The organism is Acidobacteriota bacterium (genome assembly GCA_028875575.1).
Lineage (GTDB): Bacteria > Acidobacteriota > Terriglobia > Versatilivoradales > Versatilivoraceae > Versatilivorator.
Genome location: JAPPDF010000089.1, coordinates 1 through 18,978, shown reverse-complemented (window position 1 = coordinate 18,978; position 18,978 = coordinate 1). Strand labels below are relative to the sequence as shown.

At 63.8% G+C, this 18,978-nt stretch carries 15 protein-coding genes; 10 read left to right on the top strand and 5 right to left on the bottom strand.

Annotated elements, in window-relative coordinates:
• Positions 1 to 3 precede the first annotated feature (3 nt).
• Genes OXI69_14525 through OXI69_14515 form a run of 3 tightly spaced genes read right to left on the bottom strand, consistent with a single transcriptional unit; the run spans position 4 to position 2,691 of the window.
• A complete protein-coding gene (locus tag OXI69_14525; GenBank protein ID MDE2667357.1) occupies positions 4 to 462 on the bottom strand; it encodes a cupin domain-containing protein in 459 nt (152 codons plus the stop codon).
• A gap of 58 nt (positions 463 to 520) precedes the next feature.
• The gene (locus OXI69_14520) at positions 521 to 1,873 is read right to left on the bottom strand and encodes a lyase family protein (protein ID MDE2667356.1); all 1,353 of its coding nucleotides are present in this window, start codon (positions 1,871 to 1,873) and stop codon (positions 521 to 523) included.
• Between the two features lie 2 nt (positions 1,874 to 1,875).
• Positions 1,876 to 2,691, bottom strand: a complete 816-nt coding sequence (locus OXI69_14515) for an alpha/beta fold hydrolase (protein MDE2667355.1) — start codon at positions 2,689 to 2,691, stop codon at positions 1,876 to 1,878.
• A gap of 911 nt (positions 2,692 to 3,602) precedes the next feature.
• Here OXI69_14515 and OXI69_14510 point away from each other — a divergent pair.
• The 7 genes from OXI69_14510 (at position 3,603) to OXI69_14480 (ending at position 13,919) form a co-directional block, all read left to right on the top strand.
• Entirely contained in the window at positions 3,603 to 4,664 is a 1,062-nt protein-coding gene (locus OXI69_14510) for a pyridoxal-phosphate dependent enzyme (protein ID MDE2667354.1), read from the top strand.
• A gap of 19 nt (positions 4,665 to 4,683) precedes the next feature.
• The gene (locus OXI69_14505; protein MDE2667353.1) at positions 4,684 to 5,673 is read left to right on the top strand and encodes a Gfo/Idh/MocA family oxidoreductase; all 990 of its coding nucleotides are present in this window, start codon (positions 4,684 to 4,686) and stop codon (positions 5,671 to 5,673) included.
• A gap of 425 nt (positions 5,674 to 6,098) precedes the next feature.
• Entirely contained in the window at positions 6,099 to 7,172 is a 1,074-nt protein-coding gene (locus OXI69_14500; GenBank protein ID MDE2667352.1) for a M14 family metallopeptidase, read from the top strand.
• 73 nt (positions 7,173 to 7,245) lie between these two features.
• Positions 7,246 to 7,998, top strand: coding sequence for an SDR family oxidoreductase (locus OXI69_14495; protein MDE2667351.1), 753 nt, complete (start codon positions 7,246 to 7,248; stop codon positions 7,996 to 7,998).
• Between the two features lie 98 nt (positions 7,999 to 8,096).
• On the top strand, positions 8,097 to 9,029 hold the full coding sequence (locus tag OXI69_14490) for an aminotransferase class IV (protein ID MDE2667350.1): 933 nt from the start codon (positions 8,097 to 8,099) through the stop codon (positions 9,027 to 9,029).
• A 96-nt stretch (positions 9,030 to 9,125) separates the two neighbouring features.
• Positions 9,126 to 12,359, top strand: a complete 3,234-nt coding sequence (locus OXI69_14485; GenBank protein ID MDE2667349.1) for a DUF1553 domain-containing protein — start codon at positions 9,126 to 9,128, stop codon at positions 12,357 to 12,359.
• A gap of 93 nt (positions 12,360 to 12,452) precedes the next feature.
• Positions 12,453 to 13,919 (top strand): DUF1501 domain-containing protein, encoded by a 1,467-nt coding sequence (locus OXI69_14480; protein ID MDE2667348.1) that lies wholly within the window; start codon positions 12,453 to 12,455, stop codon positions 13,917 to 13,919.
• 10 nt (positions 13,920 to 13,929) lie between these two features.
• Here the strand turns inward: OXI69_14480 and OXI69_14475 are convergent, their stop codons facing one another.
• A complete protein-coding gene (locus tag OXI69_14475; protein ID MDE2667347.1) occupies positions 13,930 to 14,538 on the bottom strand; it encodes a DUF1080 domain-containing protein in 609 nt (202 codons plus the stop codon).
• A 502-nt stretch (positions 14,539 to 15,040) separates the two neighbouring features.
• On the opposite strand from OXI69_14475, the gene OXI69_14470 reads away from it, so the two are divergent.
• Both OXI69_14470 and OXI69_14465 read left to right on the top strand, forming a co-directional pair.
• The gene (locus OXI69_14470; GenBank protein ID MDE2667346.1) at positions 15,041 to 15,349 is read left to right on the top strand and encodes a hypothetical protein; all 309 of its coding nucleotides are present in this window, start codon (positions 15,041 to 15,043) and stop codon (positions 15,347 to 15,349) included.
• 229 nt (positions 15,350 to 15,578) lie between these two features.
• Entirely contained in the window at positions 15,579 to 16,706 is a 1,128-nt protein-coding gene (locus OXI69_14465; protein ID MDE2667345.1) for a sialidase family protein, read from the top strand.
• Positions 16,707 to 16,721: 15 nt separating this feature from the next.
• Here the strand turns inward: OXI69_14465 and OXI69_14460 are convergent, their stop codons facing one another.
• Positions 16,722 to 17,474, bottom strand: a complete 753-nt coding sequence (locus OXI69_14460; protein MDE2667344.1) for a phytanoyl-CoA dioxygenase family protein — start codon at positions 17,472 to 17,474, stop codon at positions 16,722 to 16,724.
• A gap of 240 nt (positions 17,475 to 17,714) precedes the next feature.
• On the opposite strand from OXI69_14460, the gene OXI69_14455 reads away from it, so the two are divergent.
• Positions 17,715 to 18,827, top strand: a complete 1,113-nt coding sequence (locus OXI69_14455; GenBank protein ID MDE2667343.1) for a sialidase family protein — start codon at positions 17,715 to 17,717, stop codon at positions 18,825 to 18,827.
• Positions 18,828 to 18,978: the final 151 nt, after the last annotated feature.

Below are 18,978 nucleotides of genomic sequence, written 5' to 3'. Positions count from 1 at the left end.
AGATCAGTCCATATCCTCCGAGGCCGGATCGTAAAAGACCACCTCTTCGTTGGTGCTGGGGTTGTTGCGGGCCACGATGGCCCGGGCCGGCTCCCGGTCGCTGAGGTTGACGGGCTGATGCGGCACGCCGGGCGGAATGAAAAGGAAATCTCCCGGGCGATGGGTCACCCTCCGGCTCAGCCCCTTCCCGTAGCGGGTCTCGACACTCCCTTCCAGCATGTAAATCGCGGTTTCGAAACCTCGATGGTAGTGGGGCTCGGCCGCTCCGCCCGGGGGGATGACCACCAGGCTCATGGAGATTCCCCGTGCTCCGGAAGTCTCGTCCGAGACTCCAAAGAAATAGGGGAGGCGCTGCTTGGACATCACCTCCTCGGTGGGACGCACGGTCACGATTTCCGTTGGGGGCGCTTCTTCCTCGGGTGTTGGGGTGGCTTCGGCAGGGGATGGGTCTTGGGATTTCATGGCAATTCTCCTCATATGCTCGCTGGACGGCCGCCTCCGCCTCCTGCGGCGGACTCGGTCATATCCAGCCTTCTTTCTTCAACAACTCCCGGATCTTTTGCACGTCGCCTCCAGCCTCCCGGCAAATTCGGCTGACGGCCGAGTAACCCCGAGCCTTCACCAGCTCGGTCAACAGGGGGATGATGGAGTCGGCGTTCCGCCGGTTGGTTTCCGGCACCGCCGTCACTCCTTCAAGGCAGCGCTCGGCCAGGGTGTTGGCCGCGTTTACCAGCAAGCCTATCGAATCCAACACATTGAACAGCAGGACGCTCTCCCAGATGTTCAGGTCCAGTTCGCCGTGGTCCAGGGCGCCGGCGCAAGCCGCATGGTTTCCGATGACTTGAAAGCAGCACTGAACGACAAACTCGGGAATCACCGGATTCACCTTGCCCGGCATGATGGAGGAGCCGGGTTGAACAGCGGGGAGCCGGATCTCCCCCAGGCCGGCCTCGGGGCCGGAACTGAGGAGGCGCAGGTCCTTGGCGATCTTGACGAGGGCCCGGGCCAGCAGTTCCAGGCCGGATGAGACGGCCACCATGCCGTCCGGGTTCTGGGCAGCGTCGAAGAGGTCGGGGGCCAATCGGTAGGCCGGGTCCCCGCTGACTTCCCGAAGGCGGGGAAGGATCTGCTTCCGGTAGCTCTCGGGAGCATCCTGGGGACGACCAACGATGGTTCCTCCCAGGTTTACGGCGTGCAGCTGTTCCACGTCGCGGGCGATCCGATCGGCGGCTCTGGTCAGGGCGGTCCTATAGCCCCCGAACAGGTCTCCGAAAGTGACGGCCACGGCATCCTGAAGGCAGGTTCTGGCCACCCGGGGCTCGTCTCCAAACCGGGACGTCCGGTCTCGCACGACCTGCCCCAACCGTGCCAGGCCTTGGGCCAGAGAGGGCCAGGAAGCGATCACGGCCATGCGGCAAGCGGTTGGGTAGACGTCGTTGGTGGACTGATGGAGGTTGACGTGATCGTTGGGATGCACCCGCCGGTACTGGCCCCGGCGTCCTCCCAGAAGTTCTTCGGCCCGGTTGGCCAGCACTTCGTTGGCGTTCATGTTGGCCGACGTGCCTCCGCCTCCGTGGAAGCGATGGATGGGAAAATGGCGGCCGGCATCCTCGCCGATCAGTTCCCGTGCCCCCTGGACAATGGCCCCGGCCACCCCGGCGTCCAGGAAACCCGCCTTCCGGTTGGCCGCGGCAGCCGCCCACTTGATGCTGAGGAGCGCCTCGGTCAGCACCGGATAGTCGCCGATGGAGCGTTCCCCCGACAGGGGAAAGTTTTCCAGGGCGCGTTGGGTCTGGGCTCCGAAAAGGGCATCCCTCGGGACCTGGACCGCTCCCAGGAAGTCGTGCTCCACGCGGCAGGGGTTGCGGGACATGGTCAATCCTCGCTGGGGGAGGCCTGAGTTTCCAGGAAAGACAGCAGAGCCCGGCTCAACAATTCCGGCTTCTCCAGCATGGGGAAGTGTCCGCAGTCTTCGATCAGGGCCAGTCGGGCGCCGGGGATCAGCTCGGCCAGGCGGCGGCTTTGGCCGGGAGGAGCCGAGTCGTCCGATCGCGTGCCGATCACCAGCGTCGGCCGAATAATCTCTCCCAGCCGGCGAGTGAGGTCGAAGCGGCTGTAGGCGTCGACCAGTTGCAGGCCGAGGTCGTCGGGGGTGGATCGCATCTGCCTCTTGACCCAGTCGCGGACCGCATGCGGAGCGCCGGGAGAGAACCAGGCGTCGAAATGGCGGTCGAAAGCACCGGAGAAACTCATTCGGCGGGCATCGGCGGCGATTCTCTTGGAGATCAGCCGGTCTTCCGCATCGGCGGCGATGGTTGCCACCAGCACCAGCGCGGCGGTCTGCTCCGGCCGCTCCAGGCAGAATTGCTGCGCCACCATGCCCCCCATGGAGTGACCCACGATAACAGCGGGACCTATCTCCAGAGCCGCCATCATGGCGCTCAGGTCGCCGGCCAGTTGCTCGATGGAATAGCCCTCGGCGGGCGCTTCCGAGTCCCCGTGCCCGCGAAAGTCAACCGCCAGGCAGCGGAAGTTTCGGCCCGCCAGCTCCCGGCACTGCCGTTGCCAGAAGGTTCGGTTGCACATCCAGCCGTGCAGGAAAACGACATCGGCTCCTTGGCCGCGCAGGGTGTAGGCCATTTGGACGCCGTTGACTTCGACACGGTCCAATGTGGAGATGTCAGCGTTCATGAAATGTCCCGGCTCCTGCGGAAATAGTATGCCAAAGGCTTTGGGGGAGCAAGGAGGGGCACTTGCGCTTGCGCCCGGGGACCCACTAATTACTCCACGCCCAAGGGGGAGGCGTGTTCATAGTTTCTTTGAGAAGGCCCTGCGTTCCCGAACGATGCTACTAATTCGCCGCGTACGCGGCTGCGGCAGCGCAGGATCAGACGCCCCCGGGCTCCCGCCCGGGGCTACCCTGAGCCGCAGCTACGCTGCTCCATAAGGTTGGCCGGTAGGAGACGATTCCTCGATTGACCTACGTCAACCGCAGCTACGCAGCTCCCTCCTAACCTACAACGCTGCCTGGGAATAGGATTTTTTACAATTGTCTCTGGCTGAGGGCCCGGGATTCCGCTAGCTCTCCAACAGGGAGGATCCTCTGGATTTGTGTTGATCCGTGTCCGTTGGTGTTCATTTTCATTTGAGATCGGTCGTTCCTCCTCGAATGAACCGCACGGCAGGGCAAGGGCGGATTAAGACTCGAACGGTGTCAAGAGTCTGATTATTCACAAAATTCCCTTGCTTCATGCGGGATCCTGATTTTGGAAAGAACGGTGAAGCCGTGGTTGACCTGGGTTGCCGAGAAAGCGGTTCCTACGAGCCATCCTTATAGAGCAGCGTAGCTGCGGCTCAGGGTAGCCCCGGGTGGAAGCCCGGGGTCGTGTGTACCCGGCACTCCCGTAGCCGCGTACGCGGCGAAATAGTAGCATCCCTTCGAAACGCGCTACCCTTCCAAGCGGCCCAGCCCCTGTTCGGCACCCGCCATCCGTCCGAGGCACCCCCCCGGCTCCAATCTTTTTTGTTGATGGCGGCAGGCCGCGAATCTATGATGGCGGGGACTCTGCAAGCTGGCCCGTCAGCCCGCGCCTATAAGGCATATGTGGAAGTATTTCGACAATCTGCCGCTGAAGGACAAACGTAATATTGCCTCGCTGGGAGAGGGCGACACCGCCCTGGTCCACAGCCGTCAGATCGGGCCCTCGCTGGGGTTGGACCAGCTCTATTTCAAGTTGGAGTTCCAAAACCCCTCGGGGTCCTACAAGGACCGTTTTGCCAGCATGGCCGCCTCCCTGATGGTCGAGGAGAAGCGCGACCGCATGCTGGCCACCTCGTCCGGCAATACCGGCTCGGCCCTCGCTGCCTTTGCGGCCCGCTTCGGCTTCGGGCTGGATCTTTATGTGCTGGAGACGGCCTCCCGCCAGAAGCTGGTCCAGGCCGAGGCCTACGGCGCCCGGGTGATCCGGGTTCGGGAGTTCGGAGTCACCGAGTCAGGAACCAACTCGGTGGTGGAACGACTCAAGGCCAGGGCCCGCACCAGCGAGGCCGTCCTGCTGATCTCGGCCACCTGCATCAGCCCGCGGCAGATGGCCGGAGTGAAGACCATCTCCTTTGAAGTTTGCGAGCAGCTCGGCGCCGCCCCCGATCACGTCTTCGGTCCCATTGGCGGGGGAGGCCTCTTTTACCAGTGCTACCAGGGATACCGGGACTGGTTCCAGCAGGGTCGCATCGACCGGGTTCCCAGGATGCACGCCGCCCAGCCCCAGGGGTGCGCCACGGTGGTGGGACCGCTGAGCAGGAACGAAACCCGCGCCCGGGCCGTTACCTGCACCAGCCAGATTTCCGGGCTCCAGGTGGCCGCCGTGCTGGACGCCCAGGTGGCCCTGGACACGGTGCTGTCCAGCGGCGGCTCGGGCCAGATGATGCCCGATGAGGCGGTATATTTTTGGCAGCGCCGCCTCATCCGGGAGGAAGGCATCTATACCGAGCCCGCGGGCGCCACAGCGCTGGCCGGCCTGGAGCTGGCGGTGAAACAGGGGCTGGTGAAGTCGGCCGAGAAGGTGGTTTGCCTGGTTACCGGGGGTGGCTTCAAGCACCTGGAATCCATCGACGCCATGCTGGAAGGCGCCTCCATGCCTCTCATCAACGTCGACGAAATCTGATCTGAAGGGCAAGCGCAAAATGGCCAAGAGACGCATCGGGGTGGTCGGCTGCGGGTCCATCGGGCGCAGGCACGCCCGGGTGTTGTCGGCCCGTCCGGAGCTTTCGGTGGAGTTGTGCGAATCCCACCCCGACCACTTGCAGCGGGCCTTGCGTGAGGTGGGCGAAGTTCCGACCCATGCTTCCCTCGAGAGCCTGCTGGCCACCCGTCCGGAAATGGTGGTGATCGCCACCCCCCACCGATTGCATGCCGAAATGGCGATTCGGTCGCTCCAGGCCGGTTGCCACGTGCTCTGCGAAAAGCCCATGAGCGACAGCCTGGCCGGGGCCCGGCGCATGCTCCAGGCGGCCGAGGCCAGTTCCCGGGTCTTCAGTGTGGGGTTCACCTACCATTTCCATCCGGTGATGCGGCACCTGAAGGAGCTAATCCAGGAAGGAGCCTTCGGGCGCATCCTCTCGCTGCACTTCCACGTGGGGACCTATCTCACCCTGATGAACTCCATCTCCCGGCACCAGGCCGAGGTGGAGGGGGCCATCGCCATGGACTATGCCCACCAACCCGACCTGTATCACTGGTGGTTGGGGAAGACTCCGGTCAGGGTCTATGCCGCCGGTTGCCGGGGAGGCGATCTGCCCCTGCAATCCAATCCCAACCTGATGGCAGTCACCCTGGAGTACCAGGAGCCGCTGATCGCCACCATTCACATGAATTACGTGCAGCATCCCGATCACGGCTCCTGCGAAGTAATCGGGGACAAGGGCTGGGCTCTTTTCGACCTGCGCTCCGGCTCGCTACGCCTGGGCAATCGCGATCCCGAGTCGGAAACGGTCCGCACCTTCGAACTGGAGAGGGACCCCTTGATGGCCGACGAGCACCAGGCCTTCCTGGATGCGGTGGCGGGCCGCCGTCCGCCGGAGAGTCCGGCCCGAGAGGCCATTCAGTCCATGCGCATTGTCGAGGCCATCATCCAGTCCTGGAGGCGGGGCGCACCGGTGACCCTGGAGGAGTAAAGTATGGCGAGGCCGTGGAACAGAACGTCAAGCAAGGGATTGTTGATTGGCGGGTGAGAACTGAATTCACCTTGAAATCCAGAGTGCAAAATCTACAATCGATCTGAAATCCTAAATTCACGAGCTATTTGCAAAATTCGCAGTGGGGCAGGGTATCTTGCCGGCAAGCCTGAGGTACTGCCTTTATCAATATCGGGTGCGGCCTGGTGAAAAATACTGTCGAACCACAAAAAGCACAAGAGTCGCAATTTGTGTTTTTGTGCCTTTTGTGGCCATTCCCGTCAAACGTCCCGCTGCCCAATTTGCAACAGGCTCTCACGACACTTGACTCGTCTGTCAATGTTGTTCCGACTCAAGTGATCCAGCCGCGGCAATAGCGGTCCTGCAGTTTTTAGAGTGACTTGGCCCTACGGAGAAAGAGTCTAATGAGCCGTGCACCTGAATTTGACATCGATGCCATCGGCAGGGAAACCAAGGAGATCCGTTCCTTTTCGGTGGACCTGCCCGAGGGGCTGGGAGACTTGGCCCGGCAGAGCTTTCTGGCCTCCAGCGGCTTTTGTCCGGAAGACCGCATTGCCGCCGAGATGGCCCTGCAGTTCGATGGCGAGACATTGTCGATGCCCGTCCTGACGGCCAGGGGCCGCAAGAACGGGCCCACGCTGGTGGTGACGGCCGGGGTTCATGGAGACGAGTACGAGGGGATGGAAGCCATCTACCGGACCTACGAAGCCCTGGATCCCGACAGGCTGAATGGGACTTTCGTGGCCGTGCCCATCGTCACCCTGACGGCTTTCTGGCTCGGCATCCGCTGCAATCCCGTCGACTCCCTCAACATGGCACGGGTGTTTCCGGGCAGTACCGACGGCAGCTTCAGCCAGCGGCTGGCCCAGGCCGTGCTGCAGCGGGTGTTGCGCCATGCCGACTTCTACATCGACCTGCACAGCTCGGGGCGCAACTATCACATGTTGACCCTTTGCGGCTACTCCATGCTGGGCGAGCAGGCCGCCGTCGCCCGGGAAGCCGCCCTGGCCTTTGGAGCCCCGGTGGTCTGGGCTCATCCCAACACGTCTGCAGGGAGGACCCTCTCGGCCACCCTGGACCTCGGCATTCCTTCTCTCTATACCGAGGCTTATGGAGCCGGCCACGTGCGGCCCGAGGACGTGGACTGCTACACCCAAGGGCTGGCCAACCTGTTGAAATTTCTCGACATGACGGTATTGGAAGGCGCCGGCCTTCCCGCGGGCTATCGGCCCTGGCTGCTGGGGGGATCCGGAGACATGGACGTGGCCATCAAGTGCCGGCAGGGCGGATTGTTTTTCGCCTCCCTGGAGATCGGTGCGCGAGTGCGCCGGGGAGACCTGCTGGGCATCATCCGCAGCCTGGACGGCAGGGTGATCGAAGAGGTCACGGCCCCGGCGGAGGGTGTGCTGATCCTGATGCGAGCCACGCCTCGCATCTACCCGGGCGAGAATATCGCTGCCCTGGCTTCCGAAGCCTGAGGATCGGGAAGCTGCCCTTGGAGGCGCAGCCGCCGGCAGCGGGGGCTATACGAGGGTTGCAGGAGGGCAAACCATGAAACTGAAGGACAGAGTGGCCATCATCACCGGCGGAGGCACCGGTATCGGCAAGGGGATCGCCAAGTGCTTCGCCCGCGAGGGGGCCCGCTTGATGCTGGCTCAACGCCGCCTGGAGGTGGCCGAACGGACGGCGGGAGAGCTGGGAGGCCGGGCCCTGGCCTGTGACGTCTCTTCCCGGCCTCAGGTGGAACGGCTGTTGGAGGAGACGCTTCGCCATTACGGGCAGATCGATATCCTGGTCAATAACGCCGCCGTCACCGGATTGCCGGCGCTCACCCCTTTTCTGGACTGTTCGGAGGAGGCCTGGGACAACATCCTGGATGTGAACCTGAAGGGCACATTTCTCTGCTCCCAGCTCGCCGCCCGCCACATGGCCTCCCGGGGGAAAGGCGTCATCATCAACATCTCTTCGGTAGGGGCTTACGCGGCCCAGAGCTGGGCGGCTGCCTATTGCGCCAGCAAGGGGGGGATGGAGGGATTGACCAAGGCCATGGCCCTGGAGCTGTCCTCCCAGGGCATCCGGGTGGTGGGGATCGCGCCAGGCGACATCGTGGTCGAGAAAAACCAGCAGCTCGGCCAGGAATTGGAGGAGCTGGGGGTGGACCGCACCTATGTTCGAAAGACCCCGCTGGCCCGCCGCGGGCTGCCGGAGGAGATCGGGGGCGCCGCCGCCTTTCTGGCCTCCGACGACGCCAGCTTCGTACAGGGAACCACGTTGATCGTGGACGGCGGCTTTCTCAGCTACTGACCGGGTTCGGTGGGTCCATCCTGCTCATCCATGTGAGACAATAGTCGAAGCTATCCGACAAACCAACCAACGCCACTGTCTGAGGAAGTGAGGACGCCATGCCAGCTTTCGAACCCGTCGTCTATTTTCGAGACGCCATCGTTCCGGCCTCTCAAGCCAGGGTTGCATACTACGACTGGGGCATCATCATGGGGGCCACCGTGACCGACCTGGTGCGGACCTATGGTCACAAGCCCTTTCGCCTGGACGACCATTTGACCCGCTTCTATGCATCCTGCAAGTACGCCCGCATCCAGCCGCTCCTGACCCAGGAAGAGACCCGCGAGGTCACCCTGGAGCTGCTGGAGCACAACCTGCAGGGAATCGGCCAGTCGGACGACCTGGCCATCGTCTACTTCGTTACCCCCGGGGAGAATGCCGTCTACGGCGGACTGCCCGAGGGAGCCGTGCACCAGGCGCCGACCTTCTGCATCCACACCTATCCCATGCAGTTCGCCACCTGGCAACCGCTGTTTCGGGAGGGCGCCCACGTGGTCATTCCCTCCATTCGGCACGTGCCCCCCGAGTGCCTTGACCCCAAGGTCAAGAACCGCAGCCGGCTCCACTGGTGGCTGGCGGAACAGGAGGCCCGCCTGGTCGATCCCAGGGCCATCACCGTGCTGCTCGACCTGGATGGCAACATCAGCGAGGCCAGCGGCGCCAACTTCCTGATCGCCAAGAACGGAAGGCTGCTGTCGCCCACCAGCCGCAACATCCTGGGCGGAATCAGCCTGCTCAATGTGAGCGAGCTGTGCCAGGAACTGCAGATTCCCTTCGTCGAGAAGAATCTGCAGGTTCACGACGTGGTGAATGCCGACGAGGCCTTCCTGGCCACCACTCCCTACGGCATTGCTCCGGTCACCAAGGTGAACGGGTTGACCATTGCCGACGGGAAACCGGGTCCGCTATTCGACCGCCTGACCGGGGCCTGGAGCCGGCAGGTGGGCATGGACGTCCTGGAGCAGATCATGAGCCCGGAGAAGGTTCACTGAGCTGCTTTGACGGCGCGGCCGAACCGCAGCACTGGAGATCTCCCCCGAGAATCGGCTAAAATACCGATTCCAACGTCATTTCTTGGAGGCAAGACGGTGAGGGTTGTTACTGGTGCCGTAGTGGTCCTGGCGGCGGTGCTTCTGGGGGTGGGCCGCTCTCCGGCCGAGCCACCTGCGTCGGGCGCAGCCAGCGTCGACTTCCAGCGTGACGTTCGTCCCATCCTCTCCAACCACTGCTTCGAGTGCCACGGTCCGGATGCGGCCACCCGCATGGTGGATCTCCGGCTGGATACCCGGGAGGGAGCCTTCTCCGAGCGGCCCGGCGGCAGCTTGATCGTCCCGGGCGATCCCGAGTCCAGCCTGCTCTACCAGCGCATCTCCCATGCCGAGCCGGCCCTGCAGATGCCGCCGGCCCATTCCAAGAGGCCTCTGAACAGCCAACAGATCGACACCCTCACGCAGTGGATCCGGCAGGGAGCCGCCTGGGACCAGCACTGGTCCTTCAAGTCCATCGGCAGGCCTGAACCGCCACCGGTGAAAGATCCCTCCTGGGTGCGCAACCCCCTGGACCGCTTTATTCTGGCCCGGCTGGAGGCCGAGGGACTGGAACCCGCTCCCGAGGCCGACAAGAATACCCTGGCCCGCCGCCTGGCCCTGGATCTGACGGGACTGCCTCCCGATCCGGGAACCCTGGCCGCCTTCCTGGCGGACGACTCCGACAACGCCTATGAGACCCTGGTCGACCGCCTCATGGAGTCGAGGCACTGGGGCGAGCACCGGGCCCGCTACTGGCTGGATGCGGCCCGCTACGGGGACACTCACGGGATCCACATCGACAACTTTCGGGAGATGTGGCCCTACCGCGACTGGGTGATCCGGGCCTTCAACCGGAACAAGCCCTTCGACGAGTTCACGGTCGAACAGATCGCGGGCGATCTGCTGCCCGAGGCCGGCCTGGAACGGCTGGTGGCCACCGGCTTTCATCGCTGCAACATCACCACCAACGAGGGCGGCGTCATCCCCGAAGAGTACGAGGCCATCTATGCCAAGGACAGGGCCGATACCACCGGCCTGGTCTTTCTCGGCCTCACCGTGGGGTGCGCCACCTGTCACGACCACAAGTTCGATCCCATCACCCAGCGGGATTTCTACGCCCTGACGGCCTTCTTCAGGAACACCACCCAGTACGTGATGGACGGCAACATCTCCGATCCTCCGCCGGTGCTGGTGGTGCCGGAGGCTCAGGACCTGGAACGCTGGCACCGGCTTCGCCGGGAAGCCGCTGAAGTGGAGGTAGGGATCGAGAGCCGTACCGCCTCCGTAGAAGGAGCCTTCTCCGACTGGCTGGTAGAAGACCGCCACCGCTCTCTGCAAACGCCGCTGGAAGGCTCGGCGGAGCTGTTGCGGCTCCGGCTGGGCCGCAAGGCCTCCGCGGAGATCGAGGGGAAACGAAAGAAGGTCGTCCTGCGCCAGGGAGCAAGGGTGCGCGAGGGGCCCGCAAGGAACCAGCGCTCGCTGCGGTTCGGCGAGGAGTCCTGGGCGGCGCTGCCCAGCCTGGAGCTCGACACCGACACGCCCTTTTCCATCGCCTTGTGGTACTACCAGCCCAAGGTGGTGGGGACCTTTTCCGTGATGGGCCAGTCCGACCCTGACGACCATTCCCGCGGCTGGTCCCTGATCAGCCGCTCGCGGCAGCTCGTCCTCACCCTGACGGGAGAAAAGCCGGCCCCCGATAAACCGGCCAGCTCGGTGCAGATTCGTCCCATCAACACCCGGCGGCTGCCTCCGGGAGAGTGGACTCACATTGTCTTGACCTATGACGGCTCCGGAGAGCGGGCCGGTCTGGCGCTCTACTGGAACGGCGAGACCATCGAGTCCCAGGGCAGCGAGTATTTCACCCGGGTCGAGGGCAGTATCCGGAACGACCAGCCGCTCTATCTGGGTCGGGGTCTGACCAAGGTGGGGGACCTCGCCGTTCCCGAGGTGAGCAGCTTTTCAGGGGGCGGCATCGCCGATCTCAGAATCTTCAATCGCGCGCTCTCGGCCCCGGAGGCCAGGCTGGTTTCGCTCTGGCCCAGCCTGGAGGGCGCCCGCAACAAGAAAGCCCAGGCTCTGACCCCCGAGGAGCGGTCGGCCTTGCGCCTCTACTACCTGGCCGTTGAGGATGAGCAATATCGCCGTCTGATGGCTGGCGCCCTGGAGATCGAGAAGGAGTGGCGGGAGGTGCGGCGACGAGGCGGGATCACCCACGTCATGCAGGAGAAAGCCGATAGCCAACCCGAGGCCCATGTCCTCTATCGCGGCCTCTACGATCAGCCGCGCGAGCTGGTGAAGGCCCGGACGCCCTCGGCTCTCCACCCCATGTCGGCTTCCTGGCCCCGCAACCGGCTGGGGCTGGCCCGCTGGCTGGTGGACGACTCCAACCCTCTGACGGCCCGGGTGGTGGTGAACCGCTACTGGCAGGAAGTGTTCGGGACGGGGCTGGTGGAAACCAGCGACGACTTCGGCTCCCAGGGGAGGCGGCCCTCCCATCCGGAGCTGCTGGACTGGCTGGCGGTGGAATTTCGCCAGTCGGGTTGGGACATCAAGCGCTTCTTTAACACCCTGGTGACTTCGGCCACCTATCGCCAGGCGGCGGCGCTCACCCCCGAGAAGCTCGAGAAAGATCCCCGCAATCTGCTGTTGTCTCGTGGGCCGAGCTTCCGCATGGATGGGGAGATGATCCGGGACTACGCCCTGGCGGCCAGCGGCCTGCTGGTTCGCAAGATCGGGGGGGCCAGCGTCAAGCCCTACCAGCCGGAAGGAGTCTGGGAGCGGGTGGCCATGCCCACCAGCAATACCCGGACCTACCAACCGGACAGCGGCTCCAGGCTCTACCGCCGCAGCCTTTACACCTTCTGGAAACGCTCGGCGCCGCCGGCCTCCATGGAAATCTTCAACGCTCCCACACGCGAGCACGCCACCGTGCGCCGGGAGCGGACCAATACGCCGCTGCAGGCGCTGGTCACCATGAACGACACCCAGTTCGTGGAGGCGGCCCGCTACCTGGCTCAGCGAGCCATGCGGGAAGCCGGCGCCGACTTTGACCAGCGTCTGGACTTCATCACCACCCGGTTGCTGGCCCGCGAGATGAAGGCGGCAGAGCGGGTCGTGGCCCGCCGGACCTACCGGCAGTTTGTCGAGCACTACGGTTCGAATTCCCGCGAGGCCGGTAAGCTGCTGGCCACAGGCGAGTCGGCGCCCGACGAGGCGCTGCCGTCGGCCGAGTCGGCCGCCTGGACCATGCTGTCCAGCCAGTTGATGAACCTGGACGAGGCCCTGAACAAGTAAGGACCGGCCGGGCCCCGAAAGGCCCCGACGGTGACCGGAACCCCGGGGAGCCACCCGGTCTCCGGCCCCCGTCTTCAATGGGAGGGATTCGAGATGCATCCACACCAGGAAGCCATCCTGACGGAAACCAGGCGCCATTTTTTCCTTCGGGGAGCCAAGGGGATCGCCGGAATCGCCCTCGGCAGCCTCCTGGCCGAAGATCTCCTGGCCACCGGCGGTGGGGCCGATGGGGTCGGCGGGTTGGCCCATCTGCCCCACTTCGCCCCCAAGGCCAAGCGCTGCATCTACCTGCACATGATGGGGGCGCCGCCTCAGATGGACCTGCTGGACTACAAGCCCAAAATGAGGGAGTGGTACGACAAGGACCTGCCGGAATCGGTGCGCCGGGGGCAGCGCTTGACCACCATGACTTCGGGTCAGGCGCGCTTTCCCATTGCCCCCTCCGTCTTTGATTTCAAGCAGCACGGCGGCAGCGGCGCCTGGATCTCGGAGCTGCTGCCCCACACGGCCAGCATGGTGGACGACATCGCCATCGTTCGCTCCATGCACACCGAGGCCATCAACCACGAGCCGGCCATCACCTTCATCCAGACCGGCCGGCAGATTCCCGGACGGCCCTGCATTGGCTCCTGGATCTCCTACGGCCTGGGAAGCATGAACCGGGACCTCCCCACCTTCGTGGTGATGAATGCCGAGAAGAGCCACCCCAAGGCAGGGGTTCAAGCCATCTCGGCCAAGCTTTGGAGCTCAGGATTCCTGTCCCCGAAGTACGCCGGCGTGGGGCTGCGCGGAGGAGACGATCCGGTGCTCTATCTGAAGGACCCCGGCGGCGTGTCCCGCCAGGTGCGGCGCAAGATGCTGGACGGCCTCGGCGAGCTCAATCGGATGCGGCACCAGGAGGTGGGGAACCCGGAAACCCTGGCCCGCATCGAGCAGTACGAGATGGCCTTCCGCATGCAGACCTCGGTGCCCGAGATGAGCGACCTTTCCAGTGAGCCGGAAAGCACCTTCAAGCGCTGGGGGGAGGAAGCCAGGCAGCCCGGCAAGTTCCAGAACGCCGCCCTGATGGCCCGCCGGCTGGTGGAGCGGGGCGTACGCTTCGTGCAGATCTACCACCGCGGCTGGGACGTGCACTCGTCCGCGCCCGAAGTGCTTCCGGCGCAGGCCCGGGACGTCGACAAGGCTTCCTGGGCGCTGATTCAGGACCTCAAGGAGCGGGGCATGTTCGAAGACACGCTGGTGATCTGGGGCGGGGAATTCGGCCGCACCATCTACTCCCAGGGTGAGTTGACGCCCACCAACTACGGACGCGACCACCATCCCCGCTGCTACAGCTTGTGGATGGCCGGGGCCGGCATCAAGGGCGGCGTGGTCCACGGGGAGACCGACGACTTCTCCTACAACATCGTCAAGGACCCGGTCCACATCCGGGACTACCAGGCCACCATCCTGCACCTGTTCGGCATCGACCACGAGCGCTTCACCTACCGCCACCAGGGCCTGGACGCCAAACTCACCGGCGTCGAGCCCGCTCACGTGGTGAAAGCACTACTGGCCTGATAACCTTTCCTCACAACTCCCGAATCTCGATATTGCGGAAGTGCACCGGCGCCCCTTCCGACTGAAGGGCGATCGGTCCCTGGCGGACGGGATAGGGGCCACTCTCGCCGATGAACACGCCGTTGAGCTTGGCGCCGATCACGCCGTCCCGCGAGGTAATCTCGAGCTGGTTCCATTCGGTGTGGGGCTTGCGGGCCCGGGTTCGCGCTTCCTCGTCGCCGTCGCTCCTGGGACCCTCGGCGCCCCCGAGGGGAAAGATCTGAGCCAGCCGCTGGTAGAGGCCTTGGACCTCCACGCAGGCCGGCCAGACCTTGTGCTCTCCGGAGATGTAGTTGAATACGCCGCTGTTGCCGGCCTGCTCGGGGAAGCGGAACTCCAGCGTCAGAACATAGTTGGAGTAGGATTTCCGGCTGCAGAGGTATCCGTTGGGGGTGCCGGTGCACTTGAATACGCCGTCCTCGGCTTTCCAGGAAGCCGGATCTCCAAAAGCCACGAAAAAGTCCTTCTCAAAGTCGTCGAGCATGTCGACGGCGCCCGACTGCACCGTCGTCGGGGATTGACAGCCCAGGCCGAGTGAAAGGACTGCAAACGCCACCAGGATGTGAATACGCGAGAGCATGGTGTCTCCTTGATGAGTCCGTTCCGATGGGTGAATGGCATCCAGTATACCTGAAGCTGGATAGAAGGGACCGGATGGGTGCTCGTTGGGATGGGTGGTACTCATGCGCCTCATGCAAGCCGAGTATCACTCCCCCCTGGAGGAGTCGGTGAGACAAGGGCCCCGCCCGCAGTCGAACCGGTGGGGGGCAACACAGCGCCGCCTAAGGACCACAACGTCCCCGGTTTTCCCGGGCCACCTCGCGCTGTCCCCCAAACGTAGGAACAACCCTTGTGGTTGCCCGGTTGTTCGCGGCGGACGGGAGACGGAGGCAGGGGATCAGGGCAAGGATTCATGGCGCCAAGAGCGAGCCTGTCGGGGTATACTTTTGGAAGTATTGTTGCGCCGGCGCTGATCGGTCCTGGCCGTCCCTGGCGTGGCCGTACTTTTCTCCCTCTTTGGATTGAATCGTTTCCATGGGTTGGGTCAGTGGAATCACCCCATCCGGAAAGGGAGAAAATTGATGCCGACCTCGTCCAAACCTGAAACCAGCGCAATCCATCGGGTCTTGATCGACAGCGGCGCGGACCCCAAGCTGATTCATCCCGCCATCGAGGAGATACGCCATTTGAGCGGCCAGAACGTCATCACTGCCATCGGAGCTCAGATCACTGAACTTCGGTCCGACATGCAGACTCAGATCAACGGGCTGCAGGCTCAATTCACCGCTCTCCGAGCGGAGATGAATAACCTCACCAAGATCATCTGGACGCTCGTCAGTCTGCTGTTCATTCCCATGTTCGGCTTGCTTTACAAGATCCTCACGCCGTGACCCAAACCGATTTTGGCCAGGATAAAATAAGGCGACGTTGTTGATATATTATTCAATAATGTCCCTCAATTTCGTCCGCCTATAGGGTGGCAGCCCGCAGCATCGTAGGAAACTCAGCGGCGGCTAAAAGGGCCGCATGCGGGCGGGACGCCCGCGCTCCCGGGGGCCGTTCCAGCGGCGCAGTGGGTGGAAACCGGGCCGTCAGGCTTGAGAACGAAGGAGAAATTCCATGGCACGCATCCGTCTCGTCGACCAAGGGGTCGTCTACCGCAATACCAATCCGGGCTACGAGTTCCATTTCGCCTGCCACAGCTATCTGGTTCAGTTGGCGGCTCAGGAGCTGCTCTGCACCTTTCAACGGGGGCAGGCCCTCTACAGCGTGGACTCGGTGATGGTGCAGGCGCGTTCCAGTGACGGAGGGCGGAGCTGGCAGACCGAGGGATTGATCCATGACGCCTCCGGGGACGACCGGGCCTATTCCTACCACGCCCCCATGGGCACTTGTCTGCCCGACGGCTCCCTGCTGATGACGGCCCAGCGCTGGGACCGGTCCGATCCGACCCATCCGTTGTTCAACGAGCAGACCGGTGGCATCTTCCCGGCCGACACTCTCTTCTACCGGTCCCGAAACAAGGGGGGCAACTGGTCGGGGCCGGAGGTTCTGCAGGTTCCCGAAGGCATGGTGATCACCCCCAGTTGCTCCATGGTGGTCTTGTCGAACGGCGACTGGTTCCAGGCCTTCGACCAGTGGCACGCTTACCACGACCCCGGTCCCTACGAGCCCCGGACGGTGGGGCTGTTTTCTTCGGATGAAGGCCGAAGCTGGGGAGATCCGGTGATCTTCGGCGTCGGATCGGGGACCGGCAAGGGCCACTGGCACGGCAGAGTCATCCGGCAGCGCGACGACAGCCTGTTTGCTTTGTTCTGGACGGCCGATCTCGAGTCGGGGGAGCACCTGACGCTGCACGCTTCCACCGGCACCCCGGACGGGCGGGAGTGGTCGGAGCCGGTCCCGACCAACATTCCCGGACAGACCAACTGGGCCGTGGACCTGGGCGAGGGCCGTATGGCGGTGGTCTATACCGTGCGGGAGACCGACCCTCCAGGGTTTTTCGCGGCCTGCTCCCGGGACGGGGGCCTCACCTGGGACCTCGACAACCAGATCCAGGTCTGGGACGCCACCGGCCGCGACAAGATCGGAACCGATGCGCCCGAGTCCTACCCGCGGTCCCATGACAGCATCGCCTTCGGGGCTCCCATGGCGACCGTGTTGGACGACGGCGACATCCTGGCCACCTTCTGGTGCACCGAGGTGTCGGTCACCCAGATCCGATTTGTCTGTCTGAGAGTGGAGTAGGCGGTCAGGGCGGTCTTACCGGGACTGCAACTCGACCCGCTGAGCCGTGGAGGACTCCTTGTAGCGGGCTCTGGCTGCCTCGTTGATGGTGGAGGAAGCGGCGTCGTAGACGATGGCCAGAGCCCTGCGGGAAATCCGGCTGGGGTTGGCGTCGGCACGGTGAATCATGTCGCAGTGGTGAGCCAGCAGATCGCCCGGGGAAGCCAGGGCCTTGACTTCGGCCGCTTCATCCTCGGGGCCCCAGTCGCTCAGACCCTGGGAAAACCCCAGGATGTTCGACACGTTGTGAGGACGGATGCCCTTCCGGTGTGAGCCCCGCACGTAGCGGATGCACCCGTTCTCCTCGCTCACCGGATCCAGCGGGAACCACAGAGTGACGGCGTGGCTGGGGAGCAGGCAGAAATAATACCCGTCCTGGTGGGGTGGCGTGGGCTTTCCGATACCGGCCGGCTTGTTGAACAGCTCCACTCCGCGGAGAACGACCGGCGTGCCGAGCAGGGCCTCAGCCAGCCTGGCGAACTTGGGCAGAACGGTTATGGACTGGAAGAAGGGGTCGTGTGTCTCCATTTGCTGCATCTGCTTGAGGGTTTCCGCGCGCCCCTGGATCTCGTAAAAGACGTCGGTGGGGGGCAGGCCGGGCGCGATCTCGCCAATGTAGCGCTGCAGATTCTTCTCCAGATTTTGCACTTCCGCGGGCGCCAGATAGCCCTTGAGCCTGACGAAACCGTTCCTGGAAAATTCCTTGTGATACTGTGAATAGGGATTCATGACCGGCTGTTTCCTCCGTGCGATGAAGTAGGATGCGGGCTTGCGCGAGCCCAAGCTACGCTGCCTTCCTGGAAGTCCATTAAAAGTCACTAAACTTCAATTGACAGTCGAAGCAAAACCATACACCATGGCTGTCCCGTTGGCAAACTGCTGCCTCGGCCCGATTTGCGGCCTTCCGGTTGCGCCCGTCTGCCCGGAGCGGAAGCTCTCCTCCCACCCCCCTTTCGAGAGGATCCATTCATGATCGAGGTCATAGAAGACATCACCATCTACGACAATCCCAGGCCTCAAGTCCACAGTCGCCACGGGATTTTCCCCGGCCTGGTGGAGTTGGCCAGCGGGGAGCTACTGAATCTGTTCGTGCTTGGAGAAGCCTTCGAGTCGCCCAATTCCACCACCCATGTCTCGCGCTCCCGGGACGGCGGGCGAAGCTGGACCCTGCAGGGGCCGCTCTACGACAAGTCGGTGGACCCGGTGGTGACCAGCGATTGCCTGAAGGCCACCCGGCTGCGGGACGGTCGTCTGATCGCGGTCGGCTATTGCTTCTACCGCCACGACCTGGAGCAGGGCATCAGCGTCGAAGAGACGGGAGGAATCCTGCCGGGAGATGACATCGTCTCCTTCTCCCAAGACGACGGGAGGACCTGGACCGTCCCTCGTGTCATCCCCCGGAGTCACCCGGAGCTGCTGGAGATCTCGGGTCCCTGCATTCAGACCGCCGATGGCGACCTGCTGGCCGTGGCCGGAATATTCAAGATGCCCGACGGCTCCAACCCCTCCGGCCAGTACGGCGTGTTGTTCAGAAGCAGTGATGGCGGGGAAACCTGGGACGATAAGGGCCGCTTCTTCGACCTCCCCGGCAGGGAAGTGACGGCCTGGGAGTCTCGGATCTGCGAGATGCAGCCCGGACGGGTGGTGGCCATTACCTGGGCCTACGACTTTCCGGCCTCCAAACACCTGCCCAACTACGTGGCCATTTCCCGGGACAACGGCCACACCTGGCTGGATCCCATCAACACCGGCCATCAGGCCCAGGCTTCCAATCTGATGTGGCTGGGTGACGACCTGCTGTTGACCATCCACTGCCACAGGGAGGGGGATCTGGGCGTCTGCGTCCGGATCGTCGACCTGGCGGGAGACCGTTGGAAGACCTTGGAGGAGAAGTTCATCTGGAATGCAGGCCAGTCTCTGGCGACCGATTCCGGCCAGGTGATCCACGACATGTTCCAGTCCCTGCGGTTCGGCCAGGCCTCGCTGCTGCCCCTGCAGGACGGCACGATTTTGGCCGCCTACTGGACCATCGAGGACGGCCAGGGCCGGGTCAAGGCCCACCGCCTGAAAGTCAGCGCTTGATAAGCGGTCAGTGATCAGTAGTTGGGAGGCACTGCGGTCGGGTCGGCCGGCGTCGCCCCCCACCGCATCAGCCTTCGCCATTCGGCTCGGCTTCTGCGACTCCCCCTCCAGGGGGGAGTGATTGAGGCCAGCACAAGGCTTCCAGTAGAAC

What these genes read in the sequence shown, in the direction of transcription:
- OXI69_14475 (MDE2667347.1), bottom strand. Translation starts at nt 14,538, where the DNA reads ATGCTCTCGCGTATTCACATCCTGGTGGCGTTTGCAGTCCTTTCACTC.
- OXI69_14480 (MDE2667348.1), top strand. Translation starts at nt 12,453, where the DNA reads ATGCATCCACACCAGGAAGCCATCCTGACGGAAACCAGGCGCCATTTT.
- OXI69_14510 (MDE2667354.1), top strand. Translation starts at nt 3,603, where the DNA reads ATGTGGAAGTATTTCGACAATCTGCCGCTGAAGGACAAACGTAATATT.
- OXI69_14515 (MDE2667355.1), bottom strand. Translation starts at nt 2,691, where the DNA reads ATGAACGCTGACATCTCCACATTGGACCGTGTCGAAGTCAACGGCGTC.
- OXI69_14465 (MDE2667345.1), top strand. Translation starts at nt 15,579, where the DNA reads ATGGCACGCATCCGTCTCGTCGACCAAGGGGTCGTCTACCGCAATACC.
- OXI69_14490 (MDE2667350.1), top strand. Translation starts at nt 8,097, where the DNA reads ATGCCAGCTTTCGAACCCGTCGTCTATTTTCGAGACGCCATCGTTCCG.
- OXI69_14470 (MDE2667346.1), top strand. Translation starts at nt 15,041, where the DNA reads ATGCCGACCTCGTCCAAACCTGAAACCAGCGCAATCCATCGGGTCTTG.
- OXI69_14460 (MDE2667344.1), bottom strand. Translation starts at nt 17,474, where the DNA reads ATGAATCCCTATTCACAGTATCACAAGGAATTTTCCAGGAACGGTTTC.
- OXI69_14520 (MDE2667356.1), bottom strand. Translation starts at nt 1,873, where the DNA reads ATGTCCCGCAACCCCTGCCGCGTGGAGCACGACTTCCTGGGAGCGGTC.
- OXI69_14495 (MDE2667351.1), top strand. Translation starts at nt 7,246, where the DNA reads ATGAAACTGAAGGACAGAGTGGCCATCATCACCGGCGGAGGCACCGGT.
- OXI69_14455 (MDE2667343.1), top strand. Translation starts at nt 17,715, where the DNA reads ATGATCGAGGTCATAGAAGACATCACCATCTACGACAATCCCAGGCCT.
- OXI69_14525 (MDE2667357.1), bottom strand. Translation starts at nt 462, where the DNA reads ATGAAATCCCAAGACCCATCCCCTGCCGAAGCCACCCCAACACCCGAG.
- OXI69_14500 (MDE2667352.1), top strand. Translation starts at nt 6,099, where the DNA reads ATGAGCCGTGCACCTGAATTTGACATCGATGCCATCGGCAGGGAAACC.
- OXI69_14505 (MDE2667353.1), top strand. Translation starts at nt 4,684, where the DNA reads ATGGCCAAGAGACGCATCGGGGTGGTCGGCTGCGGGTCCATCGGGCGC.